The sequence below is a fragment of the uncultured Roseibium sp. genome (assembly GCF_947499295.1).
In the GTDB taxonomy this organism is placed as follows: domain Bacteria; phylum Pseudomonadota; class Alphaproteobacteria; order Rhizobiales; family Stappiaceae; genus Roseibium.
Map to the genome: position 1 here is coordinate 70077 of NZ_CANMNP010000008.1, position 22608 is coordinate 92684.

24 protein-coding genes are annotated in these 22608 nt (G+C 55.4%); 9 read left to right on the top strand and 15 right to left on the bottom strand.

The window, feature by feature from the left end:
• Positions 1-60: 60 nt before the first annotated feature.
• Genes Q0835_RS14110 through Q0835_RS14130 form a run of 5 tightly spaced genes read right to left on the bottom strand, consistent with a single transcriptional unit; the run spans position 61 to position 5594 of the window.
• Positions 61-1467 (bottom strand): FAD-binding oxidoreductase, encoded by a 1407-nt coding sequence (locus Q0835_RS14110; protein ID WP_298962183.1) that lies wholly within the window; start codon positions 1465-1467, stop codon positions 61-63.
• On the bottom strand, positions 1464-2789 hold the full coding sequence (locus Q0835_RS14115; RefSeq protein WP_298962185.1) for a cytosine deaminase: 1326 nt from the start codon (positions 2787-2789) through the stop codon (positions 1464-1466). The genes Q0835_RS14110 and Q0835_RS14115 overlap by 4 nt, the downstream gene beginning before the upstream one ends.
• Positions 2790-3668: an ABC transporter permease gene (locus Q0835_RS14120; protein WP_298962188.1), complete on the bottom strand. Its 879-nt coding sequence runs from the start codon at positions 3666-3668 to the stop codon at positions 2790-2792. It abuts the gene before it with no gap.
• A gap of 43 nt (positions 3669-3711) precedes the next feature.
• Positions 3712-4527: an ABC transporter ATP-binding protein gene (locus Q0835_RS14125; RefSeq protein WP_298962190.1), complete on the bottom strand. Its 816-nt coding sequence runs from the start codon at positions 4525-4527 to the stop codon at positions 3712-3714.
• Between the two features lie 56 nt (positions 4528-4583).
• The gene (locus Q0835_RS14130; protein ID WP_298962193.1) at positions 4584-5594 is read right to left on the bottom strand and encodes an ABC transporter substrate-binding protein; all 1011 of its coding nucleotides are present in this window, start codon (positions 5592-5594) and stop codon (positions 4584-4586) included.
• Between the two features lie 319 nt (positions 5595-5913).
• Here Q0835_RS14130 and Q0835_RS14135 point away from each other — a divergent pair, with 319 nt between their 5' ends.
• The 3 genes from Q0835_RS14135 to Q0835_RS14145 all read left to right on the top strand — a co-directional run bounded on the left by Q0835_RS14135 (position 5914) and on the right by Q0835_RS14145 (position 8066).
• The gene (locus Q0835_RS14135) at positions 5914-6300 is read left to right on the top strand and encodes a RidA family protein (RefSeq protein ID WP_298962196.1); all 387 of its coding nucleotides are present in this window, start codon (positions 5914-5916) and stop codon (positions 6298-6300) included.
• A gap of 61 nt (positions 6301-6361) precedes the next feature.
• Positions 6362-7156, top strand: a complete 795-nt coding sequence (locus tag Q0835_RS14140; protein WP_298818989.1) for a creatininase family protein — start codon at positions 6362-6364, stop codon at positions 7154-7156.
• Between the two features lie 40 nt (positions 7157-7196).
• Positions 7197-8066: a rhodanese-like domain-containing protein gene (locus Q0835_RS14145; protein WP_298962198.1), complete on the top strand. Its 870-nt coding sequence runs from the start codon at positions 7197-7199 to the stop codon at positions 8064-8066.
• A gap of 52 nt (positions 8067-8118) precedes the next feature.
• Here the strand turns inward: Q0835_RS14145 and Q0835_RS14150 are convergent, their stop codons facing one another.
• The gene (locus Q0835_RS14150; RefSeq protein WP_298962200.1) at positions 8119-8637 is read right to left on the bottom strand and encodes a redoxin domain-containing protein; all 519 of its coding nucleotides are present in this window, start codon (positions 8635-8637) and stop codon (positions 8119-8121) included.
• Between the two features lie 187 nt (positions 8638-8824).
• Positions 8825-9685: a DMT family transporter gene (locus tag Q0835_RS14155; RefSeq protein ID WP_298818983.1), complete on the bottom strand. Its 861-nt coding sequence runs from the start codon at positions 9683-9685 to the stop codon at positions 8825-8827.
• A gap of 114 nt (positions 9686-9799) precedes the next feature.
• Between Q0835_RS14155 and Q0835_RS14160 the strand changes: the two genes are divergently transcribed.
• Positions 9800-11200, top strand: coding sequence for a PLP-dependent aminotransferase family protein (locus Q0835_RS14160; RefSeq protein WP_298962203.1), 1401 nt, complete (start codon positions 9800-9802; stop codon positions 11198-11200).
• Positions 11201-11216: 16 nt separating this feature from the next.
• On the opposite strand, the gene Q0835_RS14165 is transcribed toward Q0835_RS14160, so the two are convergent.
• Positions 11217-12050: a hypothetical protein gene (locus tag Q0835_RS14165; protein WP_298818980.1), complete on the bottom strand. Its 834-nt coding sequence runs from the start codon at positions 12048-12050 to the stop codon at positions 11217-11219.
• Positions 12051-12393: 343 nt separating this feature from the next.
• Here Q0835_RS14165 and Q0835_RS14170 point away from each other — a divergent pair, with 343 nt between their 5' ends.
• A complete protein-coding gene (locus Q0835_RS14170; protein ID WP_298962205.1) occupies positions 12394-14331 on the top strand; it encodes a PhoX family phosphatase in 1938 nt (645 codons plus the stop codon).
• A gap of 83 nt (positions 14332-14414) precedes the next feature.
• Here Q0835_RS14170 and Q0835_RS14175 read toward each other — a convergent pair whose 3' ends face one another.
• Positions 14415-14981 carry a hemerythrin domain-containing protein gene (locus Q0835_RS14175; protein ID WP_298962208.1) on the bottom strand — a complete coding sequence of 189 codons (567 nt, stop codon included), beginning with the start codon at positions 14979-14981 and terminating at the stop codon, positions 14415-14417.
• A gap of 351 nt (positions 14982-15332) precedes the next feature.
• Here Q0835_RS14175 and Q0835_RS14180 point away from each other — a divergent pair, with 351 nt between their 5' ends.
• Complete coding sequence (locus Q0835_RS14180; RefSeq protein ID WP_298818975.1) at positions 15333-15971, top strand: DsbA family protein; 639 nt, start codon at positions 15333-15335, stop codon at positions 15969-15971.
• Positions 15972-16058: 87 nt separating this feature from the next.
• Here the strand turns inward: Q0835_RS14180 and Q0835_RS14185 are convergent, their stop codons facing one another.
• Positions 16059-16916, bottom strand: a complete 858-nt coding sequence (locus Q0835_RS14185; protein ID WP_298962211.1) for an SDR family oxidoreductase — start codon at positions 16914-16916, stop codon at positions 16059-16061.
• A gap of 249 nt (positions 16917-17165) precedes the next feature.
• Here Q0835_RS14185 and Q0835_RS14190 point away from each other — a divergent pair, with 249 nt between their 5' ends.
• A complete protein-coding gene (locus Q0835_RS14190; RefSeq protein WP_298962214.1) occupies positions 17166-17768 on the top strand; it encodes a TetR/AcrR family transcriptional regulator in 603 nt (200 codons plus the stop codon).
• A 50-nt stretch (positions 17769-17818) separates the two neighbouring features.
• Here Q0835_RS14190 and Q0835_RS14195 read toward each other — a convergent pair whose 3' ends face one another.
• Positions 17819-18307 (bottom strand): DUF3429 domain-containing protein, encoded by a 489-nt coding sequence (locus tag Q0835_RS14195; RefSeq protein ID WP_298962216.1) that lies wholly within the window; start codon positions 18305-18307, stop codon positions 17819-17821.
• A 49-nt stretch (positions 18308-18356) separates the two neighbouring features.
• Positions 18357-18812, bottom strand: coding sequence for a DUF4174 domain-containing protein (locus Q0835_RS14200; protein ID WP_298962219.1), 456 nt, complete (start codon positions 18810-18812; stop codon positions 18357-18359).
• Positions 18813-19040: 228 nt separating this feature from the next.
• Between Q0835_RS14200 and Q0835_RS14205 the strand changes: the two genes are divergently transcribed.
• The gene (locus Q0835_RS14205; RefSeq protein ID WP_298962222.1) at positions 19041-19661 is read left to right on the top strand and encodes a glutathione peroxidase; all 621 of its coding nucleotides are present in this window, start codon (positions 19041-19043) and stop codon (positions 19659-19661) included.
• A 92-nt stretch (positions 19662-19753) separates the two neighbouring features.
• A complete protein-coding gene (locus Q0835_RS14210) occupies positions 19754-20104 on the top strand; it encodes a carboxymuconolactone decarboxylase family protein (protein ID WP_298962225.1) in 351 nt (116 codons plus the stop codon).
• Between the two features lie 81 nt (positions 20105-20185).
• Here Q0835_RS14210 and Q0835_RS14215 read toward each other — a convergent pair whose 3' ends face one another.
• The 3 genes from Q0835_RS14215 to Q0835_RS14225 form a co-directional block, all read right to left on the bottom strand.
• The gene (locus Q0835_RS14215; protein ID WP_298962228.1) at positions 20186-20500 is read right to left on the bottom strand and encodes an antibiotic biosynthesis monooxygenase; all 315 of its coding nucleotides are present in this window, start codon (positions 20498-20500) and stop codon (positions 20186-20188) included.
• Between the two features lie 87 nt (positions 20501-20587).
• The gene (locus tag Q0835_RS14220) at positions 20588-21418 is read right to left on the bottom strand and encodes a hypothetical protein (RefSeq protein WP_298962231.1); all 831 of its coding nucleotides are present in this window, start codon (positions 21416-21418) and stop codon (positions 20588-20590) included.
• 16 nt (positions 21419-21434) lie between these two features.
• The gene (locus Q0835_RS14225) at positions 21435-22601 is read right to left on the bottom strand and encodes a glutathionylspermidine synthase family protein (RefSeq protein WP_298962236.1); all 1167 of its coding nucleotides are present in this window, start codon (positions 22599-22601) and stop codon (positions 21435-21437) included.
• Positions 22602-22608 lie beyond the last annotated feature (7 nt).

Genomic DNA, 22608 nt, shown 5'->3' on the forward strand with positions numbered 1-22608 from the left:
GGAACAACAACATGCAGGCAGAATGAACAAGCCGCCTGCGTCACTTTCGTAAGCCGCCACTCAGCCTCGCTGAAGACCGGGAAACAGGAAAACCTTGCCACTTGTGTAGTCGTAGTCCGGGTTCTCCCAGGCAATCATCTTGCCCGGATTGAGCAGCCCTTTGGGGTCTGCCTCCTGCTTGAAGGCCAGCTGAACCGCGTCTGTCTGTTTCATGCCGCCTTCTTCCAGCGTGTAGCGGTGTGGATTGAAAATCGGGCAGCCGTTCTCCTCATGCATCCGGATGATCTCATTCAGCCTTTCTTCGCTGGTGTAGCGCACGATTGGCAATCCGAAACAGGTGATGTCGCCGTCAAAACGGACATATTCCAGGTGTCCCGGCACCTCATCGCCGAACAGTTCCTGCATCTTCCCGACCAGTTCAACCTGGTTCGGAAACGGATAAAGAACCTGGAGATAAGTGATCTCAGGATCGACCCGCAGACCGCGCAATGTCGTGTGGTTCCAGGAAAGTTCATAGGCTGGAGGAAGCCGCCTCAGATCCTCTTCGTTTGCCTTGTCGGAACGATAAAGCACCGCCCCGCCGGACTGACGCGCGACGAACGCCTCAAACGCCGCCATGGCAAAGGGAGCCACCATCAACACCGCGACAGACTGATCCTTGCGAATGAACTTCTGGTGCCGCAGGAAATAGTCGTGCGGAACCGGCGCGGCCACGGGCGCTATATTCTTGGTCAACAGGCCATCCTGATTGGCCATGGTGTCGGAAAACCTGACCGCATCCATAAAGTCATCAAAGCCGACCAGAACATCAACCCAGTCGTAACTTGCGGTCAACGGCATCTCGATCTCGGTTATGATGCCGTTGGTGCCATAGGCATGCATCACCTTCTGCAGATCGTCACCCGTCATCTCCAGAATTTGAGGATCGGCCTCCATCGTGATGACCCGCAACCGAATGACATTGCCAAGATCCCTGAGGCCGCCCCAGTTGATCGAGCCGACCCCGCCCGAACCACCGGCAATAAAGCCGCCGATGGTGGCTGTCCTGTAGGTGGACGGATGCATCCGCAATTCCTGTCCGGACTGTTCGCGGGCAACCTTGTCGATGTCGGACATGATGGCTCCGGCTTCAACGACAACCGAACCTGTCTTGACTTCCTTGACGGCCGCCATATCCGCCATGTTGAGTACAACACCGCCCGACAGCGGCATGGCCTGTCCGTAGTTGCCGGTTCCAGCGCCCCGCGTTGTCACCGGTATGTCGGCTGCAAAGCAGGCCTTCAGAACACGGATGATTTCGTCTTCCGTTTTCGGGGTCACGATCAGGTCGCCGGTAACATCCTCCAGCTGCTTCTTCAGGACCGGCGAATACCAGAAAAAATCGCGGCTCTTCTGCTTTACGATTTGCTGGTTGTCCTCGATCTTGAGGCCGTCAAGATCGGCTTTTAATGCAGCAATGGCGCTCATGACTCTGGTTGCCTTTCCTGGAGAATGTGATCGAGGTCGCGGTAATCGGGCAGAGTTTGGTCAATAAGAGACCCCGCGCGCAAAACACTGCGCGGACCCGCCGGGCGGGACAAGAGCTCGTTCCAGTCGCGAGCCTTAAACAGCACGAGGTCGGCCGGTGCTCCGGTATCCAGTTTGCCCGCCGGGATATCCATCAATTGCGCAGGTGTCGTTGTGACCGTGCTGATCCAGTCGCCGATCGGGTGGTCGAGATGTAAAATCCGAGTAGCTTGCGTATAGACCTCGACCATATCGAGATCGCCATAGGCATAGAAAGGATCACGGGTATTGTCGGAGGCGACCGCAACCGAAATTCCGCGTTGCTTCATTTCGTGAAGCAAGGTGACACCCCGGCGGCGAGGTGTCCGGCCAGGCACACGGTCCTGGAGATACATGTTGCACATTGGCAGCGAAACGACGGCAATCCCGGCCCCTGCCAACAGATCAAGCGTCCTGTCAATCTCATCCGCCGGATGCACCGACAATGAACAGCAATGACCGCATACAATCTTGCCGTCGAATTTCAGACGCTGTGCCGTTTCGGCAATGTGGCGCAATGTGACCGCTGCCGGGTCCAGCGTTTCATCCACGTGAAAGTCCAGATCGAGGCCCCGATCCATGGCCGCACGAAAGACGTCTTCAAGATGCCTTTCCAGATCCGGGATCATATAGGTCACTGCGCCCATGATCCCATCGGCTTTCCTGACCTTTTCCGCAATACCCGACAGATAGTCCCTATCTTCGGCCAGGCGGTCGATCCCGAACAGACAAACGCCCTGCAGGTTTATGCGACCACTCCAGTCGGTGCGCATTTCCTCAAACACCGGCCAGGTGATGTCCTCCTGCGGCGGGATGCTGTCCAGATGCGTACGGATCGCGGCTGTTCCGTGTGCGTAGGCACACTTCAGGGAAAACTCCATGCGCGCCCGCAGATCATCGGCCGACCAATAAGCAATCCGGTCTTCGCCGACCGCTGTGAGCGCCCCCATGAAAGATCCGTCTGGATTGGCCTTGCGTGGCCAGATGTGGCCTTTGTCGAGATGGGTATGCAGATCAACGAAGGCGGGCAAAACCAAACCGCTGTCCAGGTCCAGACTTGGATCCGCACCGGTCAAGGATCCGGCAGGCGCGACTTCAAGAAGCTTCCCATCAACGACCTTGAGGTCCCTCGCCAGCAGGCAGGCAGGATCCGAACCTTGTGTGTCGGCGAGCAAACATGCCGGAACGGTTGCATTCTTGATGATCCCGGTTCCGTTGAAACCCGATCCCGTTGCCGGTCCCATTTATATCTCCCGCTTCAGGGCACTTTCATGCCATTTGCGCAGGAGCAAATGCGACAGGAGGTTCATAGTCAGGAAGATCAGGATCCCCGTAACGGAAATCAGAATGAGTGCCGCGAACATTCTTGGCATGTTCAGCCTGTAGCTTGCCTCCAGAATCTGGTTGGCGAGCCCTGAACCGGAACCTGCGGAGCCTGCGACGAACTCCGCAACGATCGCGCCGATCAGAGACAGGCCGCCGGCAATTTTCAATCCGCCCAGGAAATAGGGCATAGCTGCTGGAAGGCGCAAAAACCGCAAGGTTTGCCAGCGGCTTGCGCCATAAAGGCGAAACAGGTTCTGCAGATTGTGGTCTGCCGAATTCAGTCCAAGTGTCGTGTTTGAGAGTATCGGGAAAAACGCGACAATCCAGGCACAGATCAGGAGCCCGGCGGTGATGGAATCCACATAAATCAGGATCAAGGGCGCGATCGCGATGATGGGTGTTACCTGCAAGATGACCGCGAAAGGAAAAAACGAGATTTCGATCCATTTCGACTGCGTGAACAACACCGCCAGTCCCAGACCGCCCAATGTCGCGATCAACAGGGCTCCGAATGTGATCTTGAGCGTGTTGATGAGCGCAACACTCAAGATGCCCCAGTCGGCAAGCAACGTTTCAAAAACCTGTCCGGGCCTCGGCAGGATGTAGTGCGGAATTTCGTTCCAGACGCAGACCCTGTCCCATAGGTAAACCGACAACAGCAATATGATGACCGGCAACACCCATCTGCCAATCGTTTCCCTTCGAGCCGAACGTGCACGCTTCATTTCCTCGGCATCAAGAGGAATTTCCGCGCCAGCCGCAGGCAAGGGTGTTTTGTCTGCAATGTCTATGGTCATGATCCGGAGCGACCCTGAGAGTTTAAGAAAATCAGACAGTTCATCAGAGGTGATCTCCCGATTTCATGGCCTCGTGAAGCGCTTCAGAAACGTTTCGGCAGAAACCGCTATAGACGGGTGATGTCCTGAAATCCTCGTCCCGCGGATAAGGCGCATCAATGGCCATATCGTTGACGACACGTCCGGGCCGCGCTGCCATGACGACGATGCGGTTGGAGAGGTAAACGGATTCAAACACTGAATGGGTCACGAAAATGACCGTCCAGCCGAAGGTTTCCCACAAACGCAGAAGATCGTTGTTGAGCTTGAAGCGGGTTATTTCATCAAGTGCCGCGAACGGTTCGTCCATCAAAAGGAGCTTGGGCTTTGTCACGAGGGCGCGCGCAATCGAGACACGCATTTTCATGCCCCCCGACAATTCCCTGGGATAACTGTCCGCAAACTGGTCGAGACCAACACCTTTCAGCGCTTCCATCACCTCATCATAGGCGGCTTTTTTCGAGACCCCCTTGAGGCGCAGCGGCAACCAGACATTCCCGAAGACCGTCGCCCAGGGCATGAGGGTTGGTTCCTGAAAAACGAAGCTGAGTTCGTGGTCCTTCTGTCTGGATTCTTCCATCGGCCACTCAACCCTGCCCGAGCTTGGGCTCGTCAGGCTTGTGATGATCCGCAAGGCGGTGGATTTGCCGCACCCCGAGGGACCCAGAAGGGAAACAAATTCCCCTTGCCGAATATCGAGCGACAGGTTGTTGAGTGCCACCGTCCCGTTGGAAAAGGTCTTTGAGATGCCTTTGAGGGAAACAATGGGCTGTCCAATACCCGTATCTATTTGCATATTTGCTTGTACCATGGCCGTCATTTCAAAATTGTCCGGCCATGGTTGCATTTTTCATGTGTGTCACGAAAGCGTCCTGATCAGTTCCCGGTCAGCTCTTTTTTGCGGTCCAGACCGACGCCATTGTTGACGAATTCAAGCGTGTAGGACTTCGTGTAGTCGACGTCTCCGTTGACAACACCCGCGGCGACCATTTTTTCAAAAAAGGACTTGTTGCGCTCATCCGTCATGGCACCAATGCCCATTGTGAGCGCATCGCCACTGTCAACGATGCCGTAGGATTTCAGCTTCTCGATCGAGAAGGCCAGCTGACCGTCCGTCATGCCAGGATTGTCCTTCTTGATCATTTCCAGTGCTTTGGAATTGTCGCCATAAAGGAAATTGACCCAGCCGATAGCCGAACCGTCGACAAAGCATTTGACGACTTCCGGTTTGGTTTCCACAAGCTCGGTCCGGGTTTCCACTGTTGTCGAATAGGTGTCATAGCCAAAATCGGCGATCAGAAAGATGTTGGGCTCAAAGCCGCCTTCCGTCTCGATGGCATAGGGCTCAGACGTAATATAACCCTGCTGGCCCAGTTTCTTGTCGGCAAGAAACGGTGCCGAATTGTAGGTGTAAGGACGCACCTGTTCGTCCTTGAAACCGAACTCTGACTTCATCCACTGATAAAAGGAATTGAGGCCACCCTTGCCGATCAGGAGGTTTATGTCCTTGAGGCTTTCCCAGGTATCCAAGCCCTGACCCGGATGCGTCATCAGGATCTGTGGTTCTTTCTGGAAATGAGCCGCCACAACGGTGGTTGGAATGCCCTGCTCAATCGCAGAAAATGCCTGAAGCATGTTGCCGCCCATCAGGAAGTCGATTTTTCCGACCGGCAACAGAATACGGTTGTTGGCCTGCGGGCCCCCAGGCTTGATTTCCACTTCAATGCCACAGGCTTCAAATGTGCCGTCGGCAACCGCCTGGTAGTAACCACCATGTTCTGCTTGAGCGACCCAGTTTGTACCGAAGGTCACTTTTTCAAGCGCATGCGCGCTTGTCGACGCCATGACGGCGAGCGTCGCAAGTCCTAAGTTCCGAGACAATCCCATTTCCGCGTTCCCCGTTTTCGTTACACCAAGCAGGTCAAACTGCCCACGACGGGCCGAATGCTCTGCCGCTGTGCTCGAAAGCCCTGAGAGCGGAACAGGCAGGAAGTGAGCCGTCGCGTAAAAACATTGGCCCGCTTGTCGTGCTGCCCGTTGGTTGTCTGAGCAGCCCGTAAAGACTTGCACATTGCTGCACCATTGTCAGCGCAAAAGTTAATCGCGCCCTCTATTTGAGCAATGGCATCTAAAATACGCAACTGCGGAAATTGCACGCAGGCGATCGCCGCGATAGCTTTCGGTTTTTGACGTGAGGACAAGTCATTTGAAACGCACGCACACACCACCTGAAATTCGTGCCCCCTTTGCTCGCTACAGCCATGCTGTAGAGATCCCTGCAGGGCATCGTCTGCTGTTCGCTTCGGGTCAACTGGGTATTGCAGCCGATGACCGGATCCCAGCCGACATTGAGGGTCAGACCACGCTCTGTTTTGAAAATATAAAGGCGATCTTGGCATCTGCCGGCATGACATTGCAGGATGTGGTGCGGATCAATGCCTATGTGACCGACCGCGCCCACTTGCCTGGCTATATGCGCGTCAGGGACGGTTTCATTTCCGAACCTGCCCCGGCATCGACACTGATGATTGTTTCGGGTTTTGCGCGCGAAGACTTTCTGGTCGAAGTTGAGATTGTTGCCGCGGCGCCCTGACACGCTTTGTTGCTAAACGTGTGCGAAATGCCTTCAGAAGGAACTGAGGAGAAGAACCTTCATGCTGCCCAAACTCAATTGGCAAGACATGACCACCACCGATTTTGAGGCTCCGTCGGTCGAGGACTGGATTGCCGTTCTTCCGGTGGCTGCAATTGAACAGCACGGGCCTCATTTGCCGGTCTATACCGATACGGCGATTGCCCAGGGTCAAGTCCACAGAGTGATGGATCTTATCCCGGAAACCGTTCCCGCAACCTTCTTGCCCGTGCAGGCGGTCGGCAAATCGAATGAACACATATCCTCGCCGGGAACGCTAACCCTTGGCTGGGAGACAGCGCTCAGGGCCTGGATGGAACTCGGCGACAGCATTGCCCGCGCCGGGATCAGAAAATTGGTGATTGTAAACTCTCATGGAGGGAATGTGCCTTTGGTGGCCATCCTGACGCGAGAACTCAGGATCCGGCACAAAATGCTGGCCGTTGGCACTGCCTGGGCGCATTTTGGACAGCCCGAAGGCGTCTTCCCGGATCATGAACTCACCTTTGGAATACATGGCGGCGACGTGGAAACCTCCATCATGCTTCACCTTCATCCTGAACTGGTGAAGATGGACAAGGCTCAGAACTTCCGGTCCGCGCAGGAGCAATTCGTTTCTGAGTTCACACACCTGCGCGCTCATGGACCACATGCGTTCGGCTGGAAGGCCCAAGACCTTAATTCCAACGGTACTGTTGGCGATGCTTCCATCGCGACCGCCGACAAGGGACGCCAGTCTCTGGACCACGCAGCCCGCGGCTTTGTGGAACTGCTGCATGACGTTCACGCCTTTGATCTGAATTTGCTGGCAGACTGAATTGGTGCCAGATAGCACAACCAGATTAAGGAGCCTCGCCATGTCACCAACCGACCTTCAGAGAGACATTATTGCGCGGGGTTCACCGCTTATCTCAACCGAAGAACTTGAACTTCTTTTGAAGCAACCGGGTCTCAAACTGTTCGACGTGCGCGGAACCTGGAGCAGCCCGGCCAGGGCGTTGCCGGAGGATTATGAACAAGGCCACATTCCCGGTGCAGCCTTTCTCGACTGGACCAGCCAATTCATCGATCAGAGCGAAGCTCTTCCTCTTGCATCTGTCGCGGGTCGGGATGCAGCCCGAAGCGCGTTCAAGGCCCTTGGCATCAATGCGACTGACCTCGTCGTTCTCTACGACAACTACAACCATATGCTCGCAGGCCGCATTTGGTGGGCAATGCGGTACTGGGGTTTTGAAAATGTCCGTGTGCTCAATGGAGGCTGGACCCGTTGGACCACATTGCAGAAACCTGTGGCAACCGACAAACCAGATACGTCACAAGGCGACTTTGAACCTGTTCAAAAAAGCGATTTGCGCACAAGCCTAGAAGACTTCATCGAAAGCCACCAAAAATCCTGCGTCATAGACGCACGTGGCTTCGCCGGGTTTGCCGGGAAAGCAGAGGACCCGCGCACCGGACATATTCCAGGTTCATTGAACATCCCGTTTTCGGAACTCCTGGACAGCGAGACCGGTCTTTTTCTGAACCGCGGTGCCTTGTCAAACGTGTTTGATGAAAAGTCGCCTCAATGGCGAGACCTTCCAGTTATCGCGACTTGCGGATCCGGCTATGCCGCGACCGTCACTCTGCTTGGATTGACCGAACTTGGAAGCGAGGCACGTTTGTTTGATGGATCCTTTTCAACGTGGAAACAGGACCCGGCCAGGCCCGTTGAGCAAATCCAATAGGTTGGCCAGGTCACTGGTAGATGGATGAAATCTTCAGTGCTGTGATCGAAGGCTACGCGGTTCCTCGAACCGGGCGGTTGTTTTCGATGTTGAACTTCATTCCGTCTAGCAGCTCTTCCAGGTCGGGCCGCGCCGCCGGCCCGTTGGAAATATCCACCAGCATCAACGTGCCGTCCGGTCGTATCCCGAAACTGCCGGGTTCAGCAAAGAGCTTGTCAGTTTCAGCTTCCGAGAGAGGCTCTGAAACATAAAGGCCAAGTGAGCGCATCTGCGCCTCGCTCATTCCGTAGCAAAGCTCGAAATTCCAGCCGAATTCCTGCTGGTCAGCCCGCGCTTTGTCTTCGCTGTCGGCCGAAACAACCACAACGTCCAAAACATTGGTCCAGTTATCCAATGCAGCGTTCAACTTGTTCAAGAATCGCTTGCAGCGCGGGCAATGCTTGCCGCGATAAACAAACAACATGGTCCAACGGTCTTTGGGTTGCCCGACGGTGATCGAACCTTCACGCCCGAGCACCGGAAAGCTCATTTCCTCGAGACGTTCGCCCACACGTGGTTTTGGAGAAGACATTTGTTGCCCTTTGTTTGAAGATTGAACCGAGACTTAACGATAGCCGAATGGCCGCAGGGACAGCCGATTCGCATCTGCAAGATAGCAAAGACGACATCAGAAAGTGTCGCGTGCATGTTCAATATGCGTTGAGCTGCCTGGAAGGCAGGTTTTCAGTTTTTGGGTTCTGACATATCGGCCGGACCCGTCATGCGAACCGTTTCGCACCCGCGACACAGATGACAACCAGTATCGTAACCGCGATCATGGAGGGGGCGATAGGTTCTGCCAACAATACGGCGGCCAGGATCAGGCCGAAAAAAGGCTGCAATAGCTGCAGTTGCCCAACGCCCGCAGTCCCGCCGATTGCCAGGCCCCTGTACCAGAAAACGAAACCGACAAGCATTGAAAAGACAGACACGTAGACAAGGCTCAGCCAAACCGGCAGCCCCAGATCAGCGAAGGACTGAGGATACGTGACCGCCGCCAGACCTGCCATGAAAGGAAGTGACAGGATCAAGGCCCAGGATATCACCTGCCAGCCACCCAGCCGGCGCGAAAGTTGTGCACCTTCGGCATAGCCCAAGCCACACGCGACAATCGCGGCAAGCATGAACACATCACCGGTCAGAGAGGTATCTGAACTCCGGGACAAGGCAAATCCAACGACTGCCGCGCTGCCCAGGATCGAAAAAAACCAAAACAGGGGTGCGGGTCGTTCACCACCCCGTATCACCCCGAACGCGGCCGTCGTCAAAGGCAACAAACCAATGAACACGATGGAATGCGCCGCAGTGATGTGCTCAAGCGCAAGGGCCGTCAAAAGCGGGAAGCCGATGACCACACCGATTGCAACGATCGCAAGCGACTTCAGATCAGCAACAGACGGCCGCCGTTGCTTCATCAGTCCAAGCAGGAGACACGCCAGAACGGCGGCAAGCACTGCGCGCGCAGCTGTCAAAAAATAGGGATCGAAACCACTCACGGCCACTCGCGTCGCCGGCAACGAGCCACTGAAGATCAGCACACCGAGCAAACCGCTGCCCCAACCGGAAAATGAAGAGTTCATCGCGACAAATCCTTTTTTGGATTTGTAGGTGGATTGGATCAGCAAAGGCAGATACAGATCAATACAATATTTAAAAACTGTATTGGTTTAGTAAGCCATACAACGGAGCTGATGGTGACAAAAGCAACACGCCGAAATCTTGTCGTGGAACACATCAACCGCAGGATCCGGTCCAGAACACTTGGACCTGGAGACAAGCTGCCATCCGTTCGCGGACTTGCTTCCACTTTGAACATGTCTCCGTCGACAGTCGTGGAGGCTTATGACGTTCTGGCGGCAGAAGGTGCCATTTGGGCGCGGCGCAGTTCCGGTTTTTTTGTCGCCGACAAGGCTCAGCCCTTTGCCGTTTCCCAAACCGGTCCGCAGCTGGACCGTGAAGTTGATTCCCTTTGGGTCGCAAGACAATCGATCGACACGGAAAACGAACTGACCAAGCCCGGGTGCGGCTGGCTGCCAAGCGACTGGATGCCGGTCGATGCACTGCGCCGTGCCATGCGCCAGGTCGCCCGCGCGAATAATAACGTACTGACCGACTACGGCAGCGCTCAGGGGCACCGAAACTTGCGACATCTTATTGCCCGCAAGCTTCACGATCAGAGTAACGACGTGGATCCGGACTGTATTCTTTTGACAAACTCGGGATCGCAAGCTCTGGATCTGGTGTGCAGGTTCTTGCTCAGTCCAGGGGACACGGTTCTGGTCGACGACCCCTGTTACTTCAATTTTCATGCCCTTCTGAGGGCCCACCAAATCAAGATCGTCAGTGTTCCTTATACGCCAAAGGGCCCTGATCTGGCCGCTCTGGAGGACACCCTGAAAGACAAGCGCCCGCGGCTTTATCTTACCAACTCAGCGCTTCACAATCCAACAGGGGCAACGCTCTCGGCCGCGACTGCGCACCGCGTCATGTCACTTGCCGAAACACATGATCTCATCATCGTGGAAGATTCCATCTTCTCCGAATTTGAACCGGCGCTTTCTCCACGCCTCGCGGCTCTCGACGGTCACAATCGTGTCCTGACCATCGGCAGTTATTCCAAAACACTGTCGGCCTCTCTGCGTTGCGGCCATATCGTAGCTCGACGGGACTGGATCGAAGCCCTGACGGATTTGCAGGTTGCGACCAATTTTGGCGGCCCCAGCCCCATGGTGAGCGAAGTTCTGCACACGGCCTTGACCGATGGCAGCTACAGAAAACACATGGAAGCCCTGATAACCAGGCTCGACCAACGGCGCGCCCAAATGACCAATGAACTTGGTGCATTGGGACTGAAGCCGTGGGTAAAGCCCCGCGGCGGTTTCTATCTCTGGTGCGAATTGCCAAACCAGATTGACGCTGCAACCGTTGCACGCGTGTCTCTGACAAAAGGGGCTGTTTTCGCTCCGGGCAACGTTTTCAGCGCATCGCAGAGCAAGTCTTCCTTCATGCGCTTCAACGTCAGCCAGCTGGAACCCGAGCACCTGAAGATACTCGGTGAAGCGACAAAGACCCGCGATTCTGCGAACGTCATCTGACCTTTGCGAGCCGACCCTAGAACCAGAAACCTTCCCGGCGCCAGATCGTCAGGTTGCCGCGAACCGGAGGCGCAGGTGTTCCACCAAGAATGGTGAATTCCATTCCACCGTTGATGCCCTTACCGCCGGTCTGCTTCAGGATGACCCATTCATTGCATTGCGGACCACCGCTGGAGCTTTGGCACATGTCGATGCGCACGCTCTTCTCGTCGATCTTGTTCCAGACCCAGTCGACAATTGCCACATGACCGTTCCAGACCATGAAATCGAGTGGCTTCACTTCGTGGACGTCATCAATGTTGATCTTGGCGACGTGCTTTGGATAGTTCTTTGGTGAGACGCCGTAGTATTTGTCCCACTCGCCGGTGTAGATTAGAAAATTGGCGATGAAGCCAATGCAGTCCATGCCGAAGAAGCGGTCCTGAACCATCTGCTGCAACGCTGCACGGTCCGACATCTTGTCAAAATACATTCTCTTGATCTTACCGGTCTGCTCGACATCCTTGGAGCCGTCCTTTTTGGCACGGCCGCAGACGTCGACCTTGTATTTGTCCATCAGCTCCTTGTTCTTGAGCATGAAATTCCAGATCTTCACGAAAGCCTTGTCATTTCCCTGACCCTTCAGCGCAAGATCAATCGCCTTGCCGCCGACATGTTGATTGAGGTTGATGCCGCTGGCATCCTTGATCCATCTGAAATTCTTGTAAAAACTGGTCGCGCTGTCATTGCCGCCATTGCCGCGATCCTTGCAAAGATACTGGCTCAGCTTGACAGGACCCGCGCTGGTCTGGAGACCCGGACTGGTGAGATGATCTACGTAATGGTATGGCAGGAAAAAGGACTCAGCCACATTCACTCTCCCTAAATTGGCCCCCGCATTTGACCCCTTTTCGGTGTGGTGACCGGCATCAGATCTCTGAGAACCGGCGAGGCTAAATTGCCGTGGCAGTGAGGCTCTGTCTGTCTTCTACATCACACAATTCTTCTCCGCCTGCAGCGCAGCCGCCATTTTGAAAGACTTGATTGCGCACACACCGCAATTCCTGCCTGAGGAACCAGGTGCGGAAATTGAGCCGACTAATTTTCTTTTGTTCCCTGATTGATGAGCGATAATTGATCGCCTAGTCTTCCATCATCGGCTTTGGCCGACGGCCTCGCTACCTATGATTGCAATTTTCCTGGTAGGCAGTTGCATGACGGCTCGGCGCAGCCAAACTGAGGGAGAGAAAATCGTGACAAAATTTGAAGAACAAGAACAGTCATTCGACGAATTTGACGAGGCCATCAATCCGCCGCCGGAAGTGACCGAATTCGACCAAGTGGTCGACGAGGCCCTGTCCCGGCGTGGGTTCCTTGGGGGCGTCATGGCATTTGGCGCCGGATCATTCGTGCTCGGTACATCCGTCTTTGGCTCCGGAGAGGTCGCGGCACAGAATTCCCGCCTGGGCTTCAACCAGGTGGCGGCCAACACGCTTGACGACATCACCTTGCCAGATGGCTATTCCAGCCACGTGGTCATTCGCTGGGGTGACCCGATGTTTTCCGGCGTTGCCGAATTCGACCATGCGACCCGCGGCAACGGCGAAAGCCAGGCCGGCGCATATGGTGACAATATCGATGGCATGGCGCTTTTCGAGCTCGGCGACGCATCGGTCCTGGTCAACAACAACGAATATACCAACCGGAAGATCATCTGGGGCAATCGTCCAGAAGGAAAGTCGGAAACGGATGATGATGTCCTGAAGGGCATGATGGCCCACGGCGTTTCTGTGATCGAAATCGCCAAGAGCGACAATGGCTGGGCTCTGGTCAAGGACAGCAAATACAATCGACGCATCACACCGCAGACCGAAATGGAAATTACGGGCCCCGCGGCCGGTCATGCCTCGATGCAAACAGAAGCTGACCCTGCCGGGACGCTGTCCAAGGGCACATGGAACAATTGCGGCAACGGGCGCACACCCTGGGGCACCTATCTTGCCTGTGAGGAAAACTTCAACGGCTACTTCTCCTCATCCGATCCTGATATCGAACGAACCGATGCGCAGAAGCGCTACGGGGTCAACGTCGAAGACTGGGGCTATGGCTGGGCCCAGATCGATGACCGGTTCGACATTGCCAAACACCCGAACGAAGCCAATCGTGCCGGTTGGGTGGTCGAAATCGACCCTTCAGACCCGTCGTCAATACCCAAAAAGCGGACTGCATTGGGCCGGTTCAAACATGAGAACGCGGAAGTCGTGGTCAATGGAGACGGGCGCATCGTCGTTTACATGGGTGACGATGAACGCGGCGAGTTCCTGTACCGTTTCATTTCCGACGGCGTTTATGCCGAAGGTGCAGACAATTCAGATCTGCTGGCTGAAGGAACGCTTTATGCGGCGAAGTTCCATCCCGACGGCACCGGTCAATGGCTGGCGCTGACGCCAGAGACGACTGGTATGGCGTCGGCTGCCGAGGTCGTGATCAATGCCCGTGCCGCCGGCTCTACTGTCGGCGCGACAACCATGGACCGGCCGGAATGGGTTGCAGCCAACCCTAAAAAAGCTGAGATCTATTGCGCTCTGACCAACAACAAGAACCGCGCAATCAAGCCCAACGCGGGTGGAGACCCAACTCCGGCGATGGGCCCGAACCCACGTGCGGAAAACCACTATGGGCAGATCGTCCGATGGTGGCCTGCAGGCAGTAACCATACCAGCGACAGCTTCACCTGGGACCTGTTTGCGCTGGCAGGCAACCCGACCGTTCACCAGGATGCCTATGGCGGATCAGTGAACATCAATGAAGGCAACATGTTCAATTCGCCGGACGGGCTGTTCTTCGACACCAAGGGTCTTTTGTGGATTCAGACTGACGGCAATTACTCCAATGAAGAGGACTTTGCCGGACATGGAAACAACCAGATGCTTGTGGGTGATCCCGCAACTGGCGAGATCAAGCGGTTCCTGGTTGGCCCGAAGGAATGCGAAGTGACCGGTGCGGCAATGTCCAGCGACGGTAAAACGCTTTTCGTCGGCATTCAGCACCCCGGCGAACGCGGTGACTCGCATTGGCCTGAAGGCGGTGACAGTGTCCCACGGTCTGCCGTCATTGCGGTAACACGGGATGACGGCGGCCAACTCGGCTGACGCCATACTGATCCGAGCAAAAAACCGGCGCGGCCATTGCCGCGCCGGTCTCATAAGGACGAACCACTTTTTCAAGTGGCTGCTTATCCGCGCAGCCGATGATGCAAGATGATCGGCACTGCGAGTTCTTCTTCATCCGCCAGGTGCCGGACAAGAAAGGCTTCTATTGTTTCGGCAAGACCGTGCAGTTGACCAGCTTCTTCGCGCGCCTGCGCTTCATCCAGCTGGCTCAGCTTGATGGTCCTGTTGGCGGTTTCGGTAAACTCATCCAGGACGCGGTCCAGTTCGTGATGGTCCTTTTCCAGGATTTCCAGGCCTGCATCAAAGCGGGGATCGGCAACGGAGAGCTCCGGGAAATAACTCCTGTCTTCCCAGGTGTGATGCCCATGGAGGTTTGCGACCAGCGCATTGCCGTAATATGACAACCGGCCTGCGTAGTCATCGGAAGAGCGTCCTTTGCCGAGGTACACCTCGGTTTCAGTGCGAACAAGCTCCCCCAACTTGCGGAACATCTGGTGAGCGCCCAGCCAGTGCCTGGTTTTGTCCTTGAAGCCAGGATGTGTCTCCCAGCTGTCCCTTGGATAATCATCCAGCAGAAGACGCATTTCTGCGGGCATATCTTTGGTGCGCATATTGAACGTCGGTGTCATCGTCTTCTCCTTTCTCCATCCTGCAATACCCGGAAGCCACATCTTCAGGCGGTCCATCAAATTTGCCTTCAACGCGACAGAACATTTGTTTCCGGGACATCGGAAGGGTCTTATGTCGGCATGCCTTTGCCGGAATTCCAGTTGCTGAGATGCAATGCGGGTATGCAATCAGCGCCCAGGCCGGCGACCGATTGAGAAGTTGCCGCTGTGTAACAGCGATCATTCAACCGCATGCTGTCGCACTTGTGAGCCGTTCAACAGCTCGCCGGACTTGCAATTTCCGGAAATCAACCAGAGTGTTGGCATTCTGCAGTTTCCAACAACGCACATTCAGCGAGTTTCTTTCAGCCCATGGCCACGATCGAATATGTCTATTCCGCTCACTCCGGCTATGCCTATCTCGGTTCAGCGGAGCTGCTGCGGATTTGCGCTGACAACTCCGTCACACTGATCCACAGACCGATTCTGCTTTCACCAGTGATCGATGCACAGCGAGCGCCCTCGTTCCGGGGGCGGACGCAACAGCATGTCGACTATTTTTTTGGGCGGGAAATTGAACGATGGGCCGAGTTCCGAAACGTCCCCATCATCAACTACCGACCCAGTCGGCATGATGCTGACTATAGCCTTGCCTCGGGAATGATCCTTGCACTTGGCGAAACCGGTCAGCAAACGGATGCCATGGCACATGGACTACTCGAAGCCCATTGGCGTGACGATATGGATCTTTCGGATCTGGCAGCTTTAAAGGCACTTGCCACCTCACTGGGGCATGATGCTGATGCGCTTCTTGCAAAGGCCGGTTCGGCGGAAATGCAATCCTGGCTGCAAGCCAACACGCGTTGGGCACAGGAGAAAAACGTATTCGGGTCACCGACCTATTTCGTTGATGGCGACCCCTTTTACGGGCAAGACCACCTTGAGCTGGTGAAGCGCGCACTTCATACACCTTTCAAGGCTCCCGGTTGGTCAAATCCACCCGTGAAGTAAGGAATACCTCTGCCGGCCCCGATGACCGGTGATCTGTAAGGTGTGAGTGCCAAAGTCAGTTGGAAGTCCGGCCCCTCGCCCGGGCGTTCAGTTCAAAAGTTCTTCAATCACAGAGGCCTGTTGCTTACGTCCGTCTGGATCAGTTGCCGTCTTGAAACGGGTGAACTCCTCCCCCCAACTGGACGTGCGCTTTCGAATGGGCGGCTCATTTGCCTCGACACACTCAAGGACCACTGACGCGACTTTTTCCGCTGTCTGGTAAATGTCGCCACCTGCGGCTCTATCCTGCGCGCTACCGATGTATTTCTGGAGGATGGGTAGATATTCATCCTCCAGCATGCCGCCTGTTTCCTCGATTTGCTTCATAATATTGGCCGCGAATTCGGACTGGATTCCACCAGGCTCTACTGTCGTGAAATCGATGGCAAAATTCGGCGACACGTAGCTGGCCAAAGCTTCCGTAAATCCTTCGACCGCGAATTTGGCAGCGCAATAGATCTCATTGAACGGCTGACCGACCAGGCCGCCAACCGAGGAAACAGTAACGACGTGTCCTTTGCGCGCTTTGCGCATATGCGGGATGACCGCTTTGGTGCATCGGACGACGCCCATGAAGTTGACGTCCATCACCCAGTTGATTTCTTCTTCGCTCGCCTGTTCCGTGGTGCGCACGTATCCGGCACCGGCATTGTTGATCAGTGTGTCTATCCGCCCCTCGGCAGCTATCACATGATCGACGGCGGCGTTGACGCTTGCACTTTCCTGGACATCCAGCTGCAGCACCTGCAGCGACACGGCGGCATCTTCAGCTGCGGCATCGAGGGTCGACCGCCTGGTAAGGTTGCGCATCGTGGCATAGACCGTGTGCCCCGCCTTGGCAGCCTGTACGGCGATTTCGACACCCAGACCCGTGGATGTGCCGGTGATGAGAATGACTTTGGACATGGCAGGTGTTCCTGAAAAGTGACGGGCATTCGACGCACAAGACCAAAACATCTTCAGATCATGCCGCGAGAGCCGCGAGTGAAAGCATCCATTGGTCCGTTGCGGATGCAGGGCTTGCAGCATGTGCGCCAGTAGCACCTTTAATTAATGAGCAATTGCTCATTGTCAATATGGACCGGCAAAATCAATCCATGGTGCAAATCGATCCGGATTGGTAAGTAGGGGGATAGTGAGTTTCAGGAGACACATTTGGCGCGACCAAAGACAGGTGACAAACCTCAGGATTTGCGAAAGGCAACCGTTGACGAGGTGGCGGCAATCGGCTCGACAGCCGTTTCCGTCAACAAGATTGCTGCGCGGGCCGGTCTGAGCGTCGGGACCATTTACAGGTATCACCGAAGCAAGGACGAGCTGCTGTTTGCGGTTTTCCTCGACGTCAAACGCGACATACATGACGCGATGATGTCGGCTGCTGCACAACACCAGGAAACAGCCGATCGTTTGCGGGCCATGTGGTTCGCCCTTGTCGACTATGGCTTTCGCGCACCTCGGGACTTTCAGATGGTTGAGCTGATGAGCACCGAAACGCGAATTCAGGCCAGCGACAATGAAGATCTTAAGCGGCTCATGTCCGAAGTCCTGGCTGAAATTCAGCAAGGGATCGACGATGGCACGCTTGTGAAAGCAAGTGTACGCACCATCGAGACCGTACTTGCTTCGCCGGCGATTACGCTCACGCGACGCGTTGCGATGGGCCGCCAGGGCATCGACAAAGACGAAGTGGAGCGAATTTTTTCCTTGGTCTGGCGCGGGATTGCCCATGACCAGTCAACGTTTCAAACCCATCCATAGCTTGGACAACGCCCGGCGCAAAACGCATGTCCCCGTGAGACAGTCGAACCTCAGATCAACGTGCCCAGCAGACCAACCAGCAGCGAAGCCATGACCACCAGGCTCAATGGCATTCTCAGCTTCGGGTACCAGGAGGGTGCGTCTCCAGACCGTGAAGCCGAAACGTCCTGGTAAAGCACAAGAGCGAAGGCTGCCACCATCACCAGCAAACCGGTTGACAAGGGCAGCAGCAACCCGGCCCAGGCAATCAGGGACGGAACGACGCTGAGCGAGAGACGCGTGACTTGATTGTCGGTCGAGCTGGCGTCACTTATGGCAAGCCCCCATTGAATGCCTCCGAGAAAAGACAGAATGACTGCGCCGTAAAAAGCCATCGCTTGAGCAGCCCAATTTGACCAGTTTTCAGGTGCGAACACACAAAGAAATGCCAGGCCTGCAAACGGAATCGCGCCGGTTCCGCCTAACCATCGCGCTGCAACCGGCACGGTCGCCGGATCTTTCGGGTTTGTAAGACCAGTTGCGCTTTTAGCTGTCTTCATCAGAAAATTTCTCCCGGTCCCTGGCGCAACGTTTGAGAAGCGCAATGTCTCAATTCGCCTGGCGACGCATTTCATCGCGCCGCATCGGCATCTTGTCGATCAGTGCGAAGATTGCATTCGCTGACACAGGCTTGGTAGAGCGCAGTTTGAGACCGGTGTCTTTTCCGAAGAGCACGACTTCAAATTGCTCATCGGTCTTGCGCGCATAGTTCCTCACGCCAGATCCGGAAACATTGAGGTCAGGTCCAATCACAGTGTTTGCTGTCCCGGAAACGATTTCCACCAAGACCAGATGCCGCTCTTCAAATCCTTCCTGAATGCGTGCAAATGCGCGGCGCTGCGCAATCAGATCTACGTCTTCAGGATGCGGCGCGAATACAACGATCACACGGTGCTTCCAGGCCCAGGCTTCCGGAACCTCTGCTGTGCTAGCCTGTGACGGAATAAATGTTGCGGCCACAACGGCAAGGGCCGTTCGAATGCCATTCCAGCTGCTATTGGGCATATGTCCGTTCCGGTTAATCTGTCTTCAAGTTCAAAGACCCCTACGCATGTCGCCGACAATCGGATTTCAGGCCTGAATTCCGAACCATGATGATCTTCCTGAATTCTTCTGCTCACGGGTCAACAGCAACCGGCCGTGAACCAAGTTGAATGGAACTGCGTAAATCAGGCATCTAGTCGTGAACCGCCGGATAGACACCTCAACCGCTCTTGCAAGGACCAGACAAGAATGACCCGTCGTCCCAGTCTTGCTTTTCTCAAGACAAAAGCTTTTAAGACGACGACGGCCGCACTGGTGTCGATCGGAACGGTTTTCACACCACCGTTTGACGGTCACGCGGCTTCGGCAAAGCCAATCAACTCAGCACACGACTTTACGTTCGAAATGGCATTCGGCGAGCCGCTTTCCTTGAAAGAATTTGCCGGAAAGACCGTTTTGATTGTCAACACGGCCACCGAGTGCGGGTTCAGCGGCCAACTCTCGGGCCTGCAAGAGCTTCACGAGCGCTATGAAGGTCAGGGACTTGTTGTGCTGGGTGTTCCGTCCAACGATTTCGGCGGTCAGGAACCGCGCACGAACGATGAAATCGCGACGCATTGCGAGGCTGAATATGGCGCGACCTTCACAATGACTGCGAAAACGGCTGTGAAAGGTGAACATGCTCATCCCTTCTACCAATGGGCAGCCAAAGAGCTGGGCGTCACCGCGAGGCCTTACTGGAACTTCCACAAGTATCTGATTGATTCGAACGGCAAGCTGGTTGCCTGGTTTGCAACACCGACCGCGCCAACGTCAGGAAAACTGACCTCAGAAATTGAGCGCCTGTTGACCAGCGCGGCAAAAGGCTGACACCGGCGCACAGTTTGCGCCACATCAACGCCCCCTCACCGCCCCAAGCCTAGGTTTCTCCAACAGAAAGTCCAAACCTTAGGAGAAACGAGATGGCCGTATCCGATTGGGAAGCTTTTGTCGCGCAAACGGACGAGCGCATGGCGGCAGTTCGCAAAGGTGTGCCTGAGGTTGCCAAAGGATTTGGCGCACTTGCCAAGGCTGCCACCGCACCCGGCGCACTCGACGCAAAGACAAAAGAACTGATTGCGCTTGCCATCGGCATTACTGCGCGCTGCGACGGCTGCCTGGCCTATCATGCCCGCGCGGCGGCTCGCCTTGGCGCAAGCCGCGACGAGATCCTCGAAGTCATTGGCGTGTCCGTCTATATGGGCGGCGGCCCCTCGATGATTTATGGAGCCGAAGCACTGGCGGCATTTGACGGCCTTGGCGAAGGCAGCTGACGAACCGTATGCACTAGTGGTTTGGAGGTGCCCGGAACTGCGCACCGCCTTTATTCGAAAGCCCCCTAAGAGGCCACAGTTTCATTCACTCAGGATCGGTTCAAAGCCTTCAAACTGAGGATGGCCGACATAAAGGCCCTTGTTGGTGCCGGCGTTTTTATGAGCTGCGCGAAAATGCTCCGACCTGGTCCAGTTGACGAAGTCCTCACGGCTGTTCCAGACCGTATGAGTCGCGTAAAGCGTGGTGCCCATTTCTTCGTCCTCGGGCCCCTTCAACAAATGGAATTTCTGAAATCCGGGGACGTCATTCAGCCTTGAATCCCGCTCACGCCAGACCGTTTCAAAAGCGTCTTCCTGACCGTTCTTGATAGCGAAACGGTTCATGGCGATGAACATATTATCTCTCCGGGTTCGAATTTCGTGGTGCCGCTCGAATAATAAATATGACTCTAAAATTCAAGTTATTTGAGCGCGTGTTACCACTCAAGATTCATATCTGACAAAAGCGAACCGGCGACTGTCCGGTGCCCAGGAGGGAACATTCAGCGTCCCTTGTCCGCCAAAAAGTCCGAGCAGTGTCTTGGGTGTTCCGCCCCCGGCTGGTAACAGACGCAGTTCCACATCCTTGTTGGCCGGGTGGCCTGACGTTCCCGCTTCATAGGCGAGATAGACGACATGTTGGCCGTCGGGCGAAGGATGCGGAAACCAATTGACCCGTTCATCTGCCGTCATTCGTTGAAGCTCCGATCCGTCCGGTCGCATGCGCCAAAGCTGTACATCGGTGTCTTTTTCACCGTTGAACCAGATCCAATTGCCATCCGGCGCATAATCCGGGCCATCGCAATGGTCGAAGTCTCTTGTCAGCTGCGTTTCTTCACCACCGGTGACCGAACATGTAAACACCTGGAAAGTGCCACGCGTTTGTTCGCGCTTGCCGACAAAAGCCAGGGTCCGGCCGTCGGGTGACCATCCATGCCAATACGAGGGCGTTTTCGATGTTACACGCACTGGCAGACCGCCACCGACCGGAAGCGTATAGATGCAGCTTTCGGGCGTTCGGGATGCATCACTGATGACAAGCAATCGCCCGTCAGGCGACAAACCGTGATCGTTGTTGAGAGCCGTTGCAAATCCGGTATCGATTTCAATGAGTGAAGGCGCGCCAATTGGCAGTCGGTAGAGACGACCGTTCCCGTTCACCACCAGCGTGTCACCGTCGGGCAACCAGTTTGGTGCTTCCAGGTGGCGCTCAGCCTCAAGAATAATGGTTTCGCTGCCGGTCGCGATATCAATCGTTGCAACAATGCTCTTCAATACCCGCTCCCACGCGTCAGTTTTCCTGGATCACATGTGGCACAAAGCGCGAAAGATCCTGCGTGATCGGATGCCGGTCCTCACGGATACAAATGCCTGAAGCCTGACCACCAACGATCCAGGAACCGATCATCGCATAGTCATCCCCGAACTTCGGAGGCTCCGTGTAAGCTTGGAGAATATGCCCCTCAGCGCCATAGGCTCCTGGTGTCGTCAACTCCTCATCGCCGAGCCCGCGCAGGGTAATGTTGGCACCCTCGCGGCTGAAAAACGGCTTGCGAACATACGGCTCCGCCAAAAACGCGTCATCTGCTTCTCCCTCGAAGAAGGACGGCAGCAAATTGGGATGCTCAGGGAACATTTCCCACAGGAGCGGCAAAATTGCCTTGTTTGAAAGTATCGCCTTCCACGGAGGTTCAATCAGTTGCACGGGAGCGCCTGGCAAATACGGTCCATAATCCTCACGGAACATGTCTTCGTAAGGATAAAGCTTGAACAGTGCATCGATGACAAAAGCGTCGCTGTCTGCGAACCGTCCCTGCTCGTCAACACCGATTTCCTCAACCGCGACAAAATGCGGGATCAGACCTGCCTGCTTTGAACAGTCTTCCAGATAGCGAACCGTCGCACGGTCCTCGTCCTGGTCTTTCGAGGAGGCGAAATGAATATGGAATCCCGGCGCGAACATGGACGCGAACCGCTCAATCAAACGGTCCTGCACCGAATTGAATTGATCGGTGTCTTCCGGCAGCACGCCTGCCTTGATCTGTTCTTCCAGCCACATCCATTGAAAGAAACCGGTCTCATAAAGAGCCGTGGGGGTGTCCGCGTTGAACTCCAGCAGTTTTGCCGGACCCGTGCCGTTATAAAAGAAGTCGAAACGACCATAGAGCGAAGGCGTTTCGGCTTCCCAGGATTGTCGAATCCAGGACCGGTAGTCCTGCGGGATCGCGATCTTCTGTAGAAGCGCATCATCCCGAACGACCCGATCCACAAGCTCCAGGCACATGCCATATAGCTCTTGCGAGGGATCCTCAATATCGTCCTCGATCTCCTTGAGCGAGAACGAATAGGCCCTGCTTTCATCCCAGTAAGGCGCGCCATACATGGTGTGAAAGCCGAAGCCGAGCTTCTCAGCCTCTTCTTTCCAACCGGGTCTTTCGGGAAGCTCTAACCGTTTCATTTCAGAT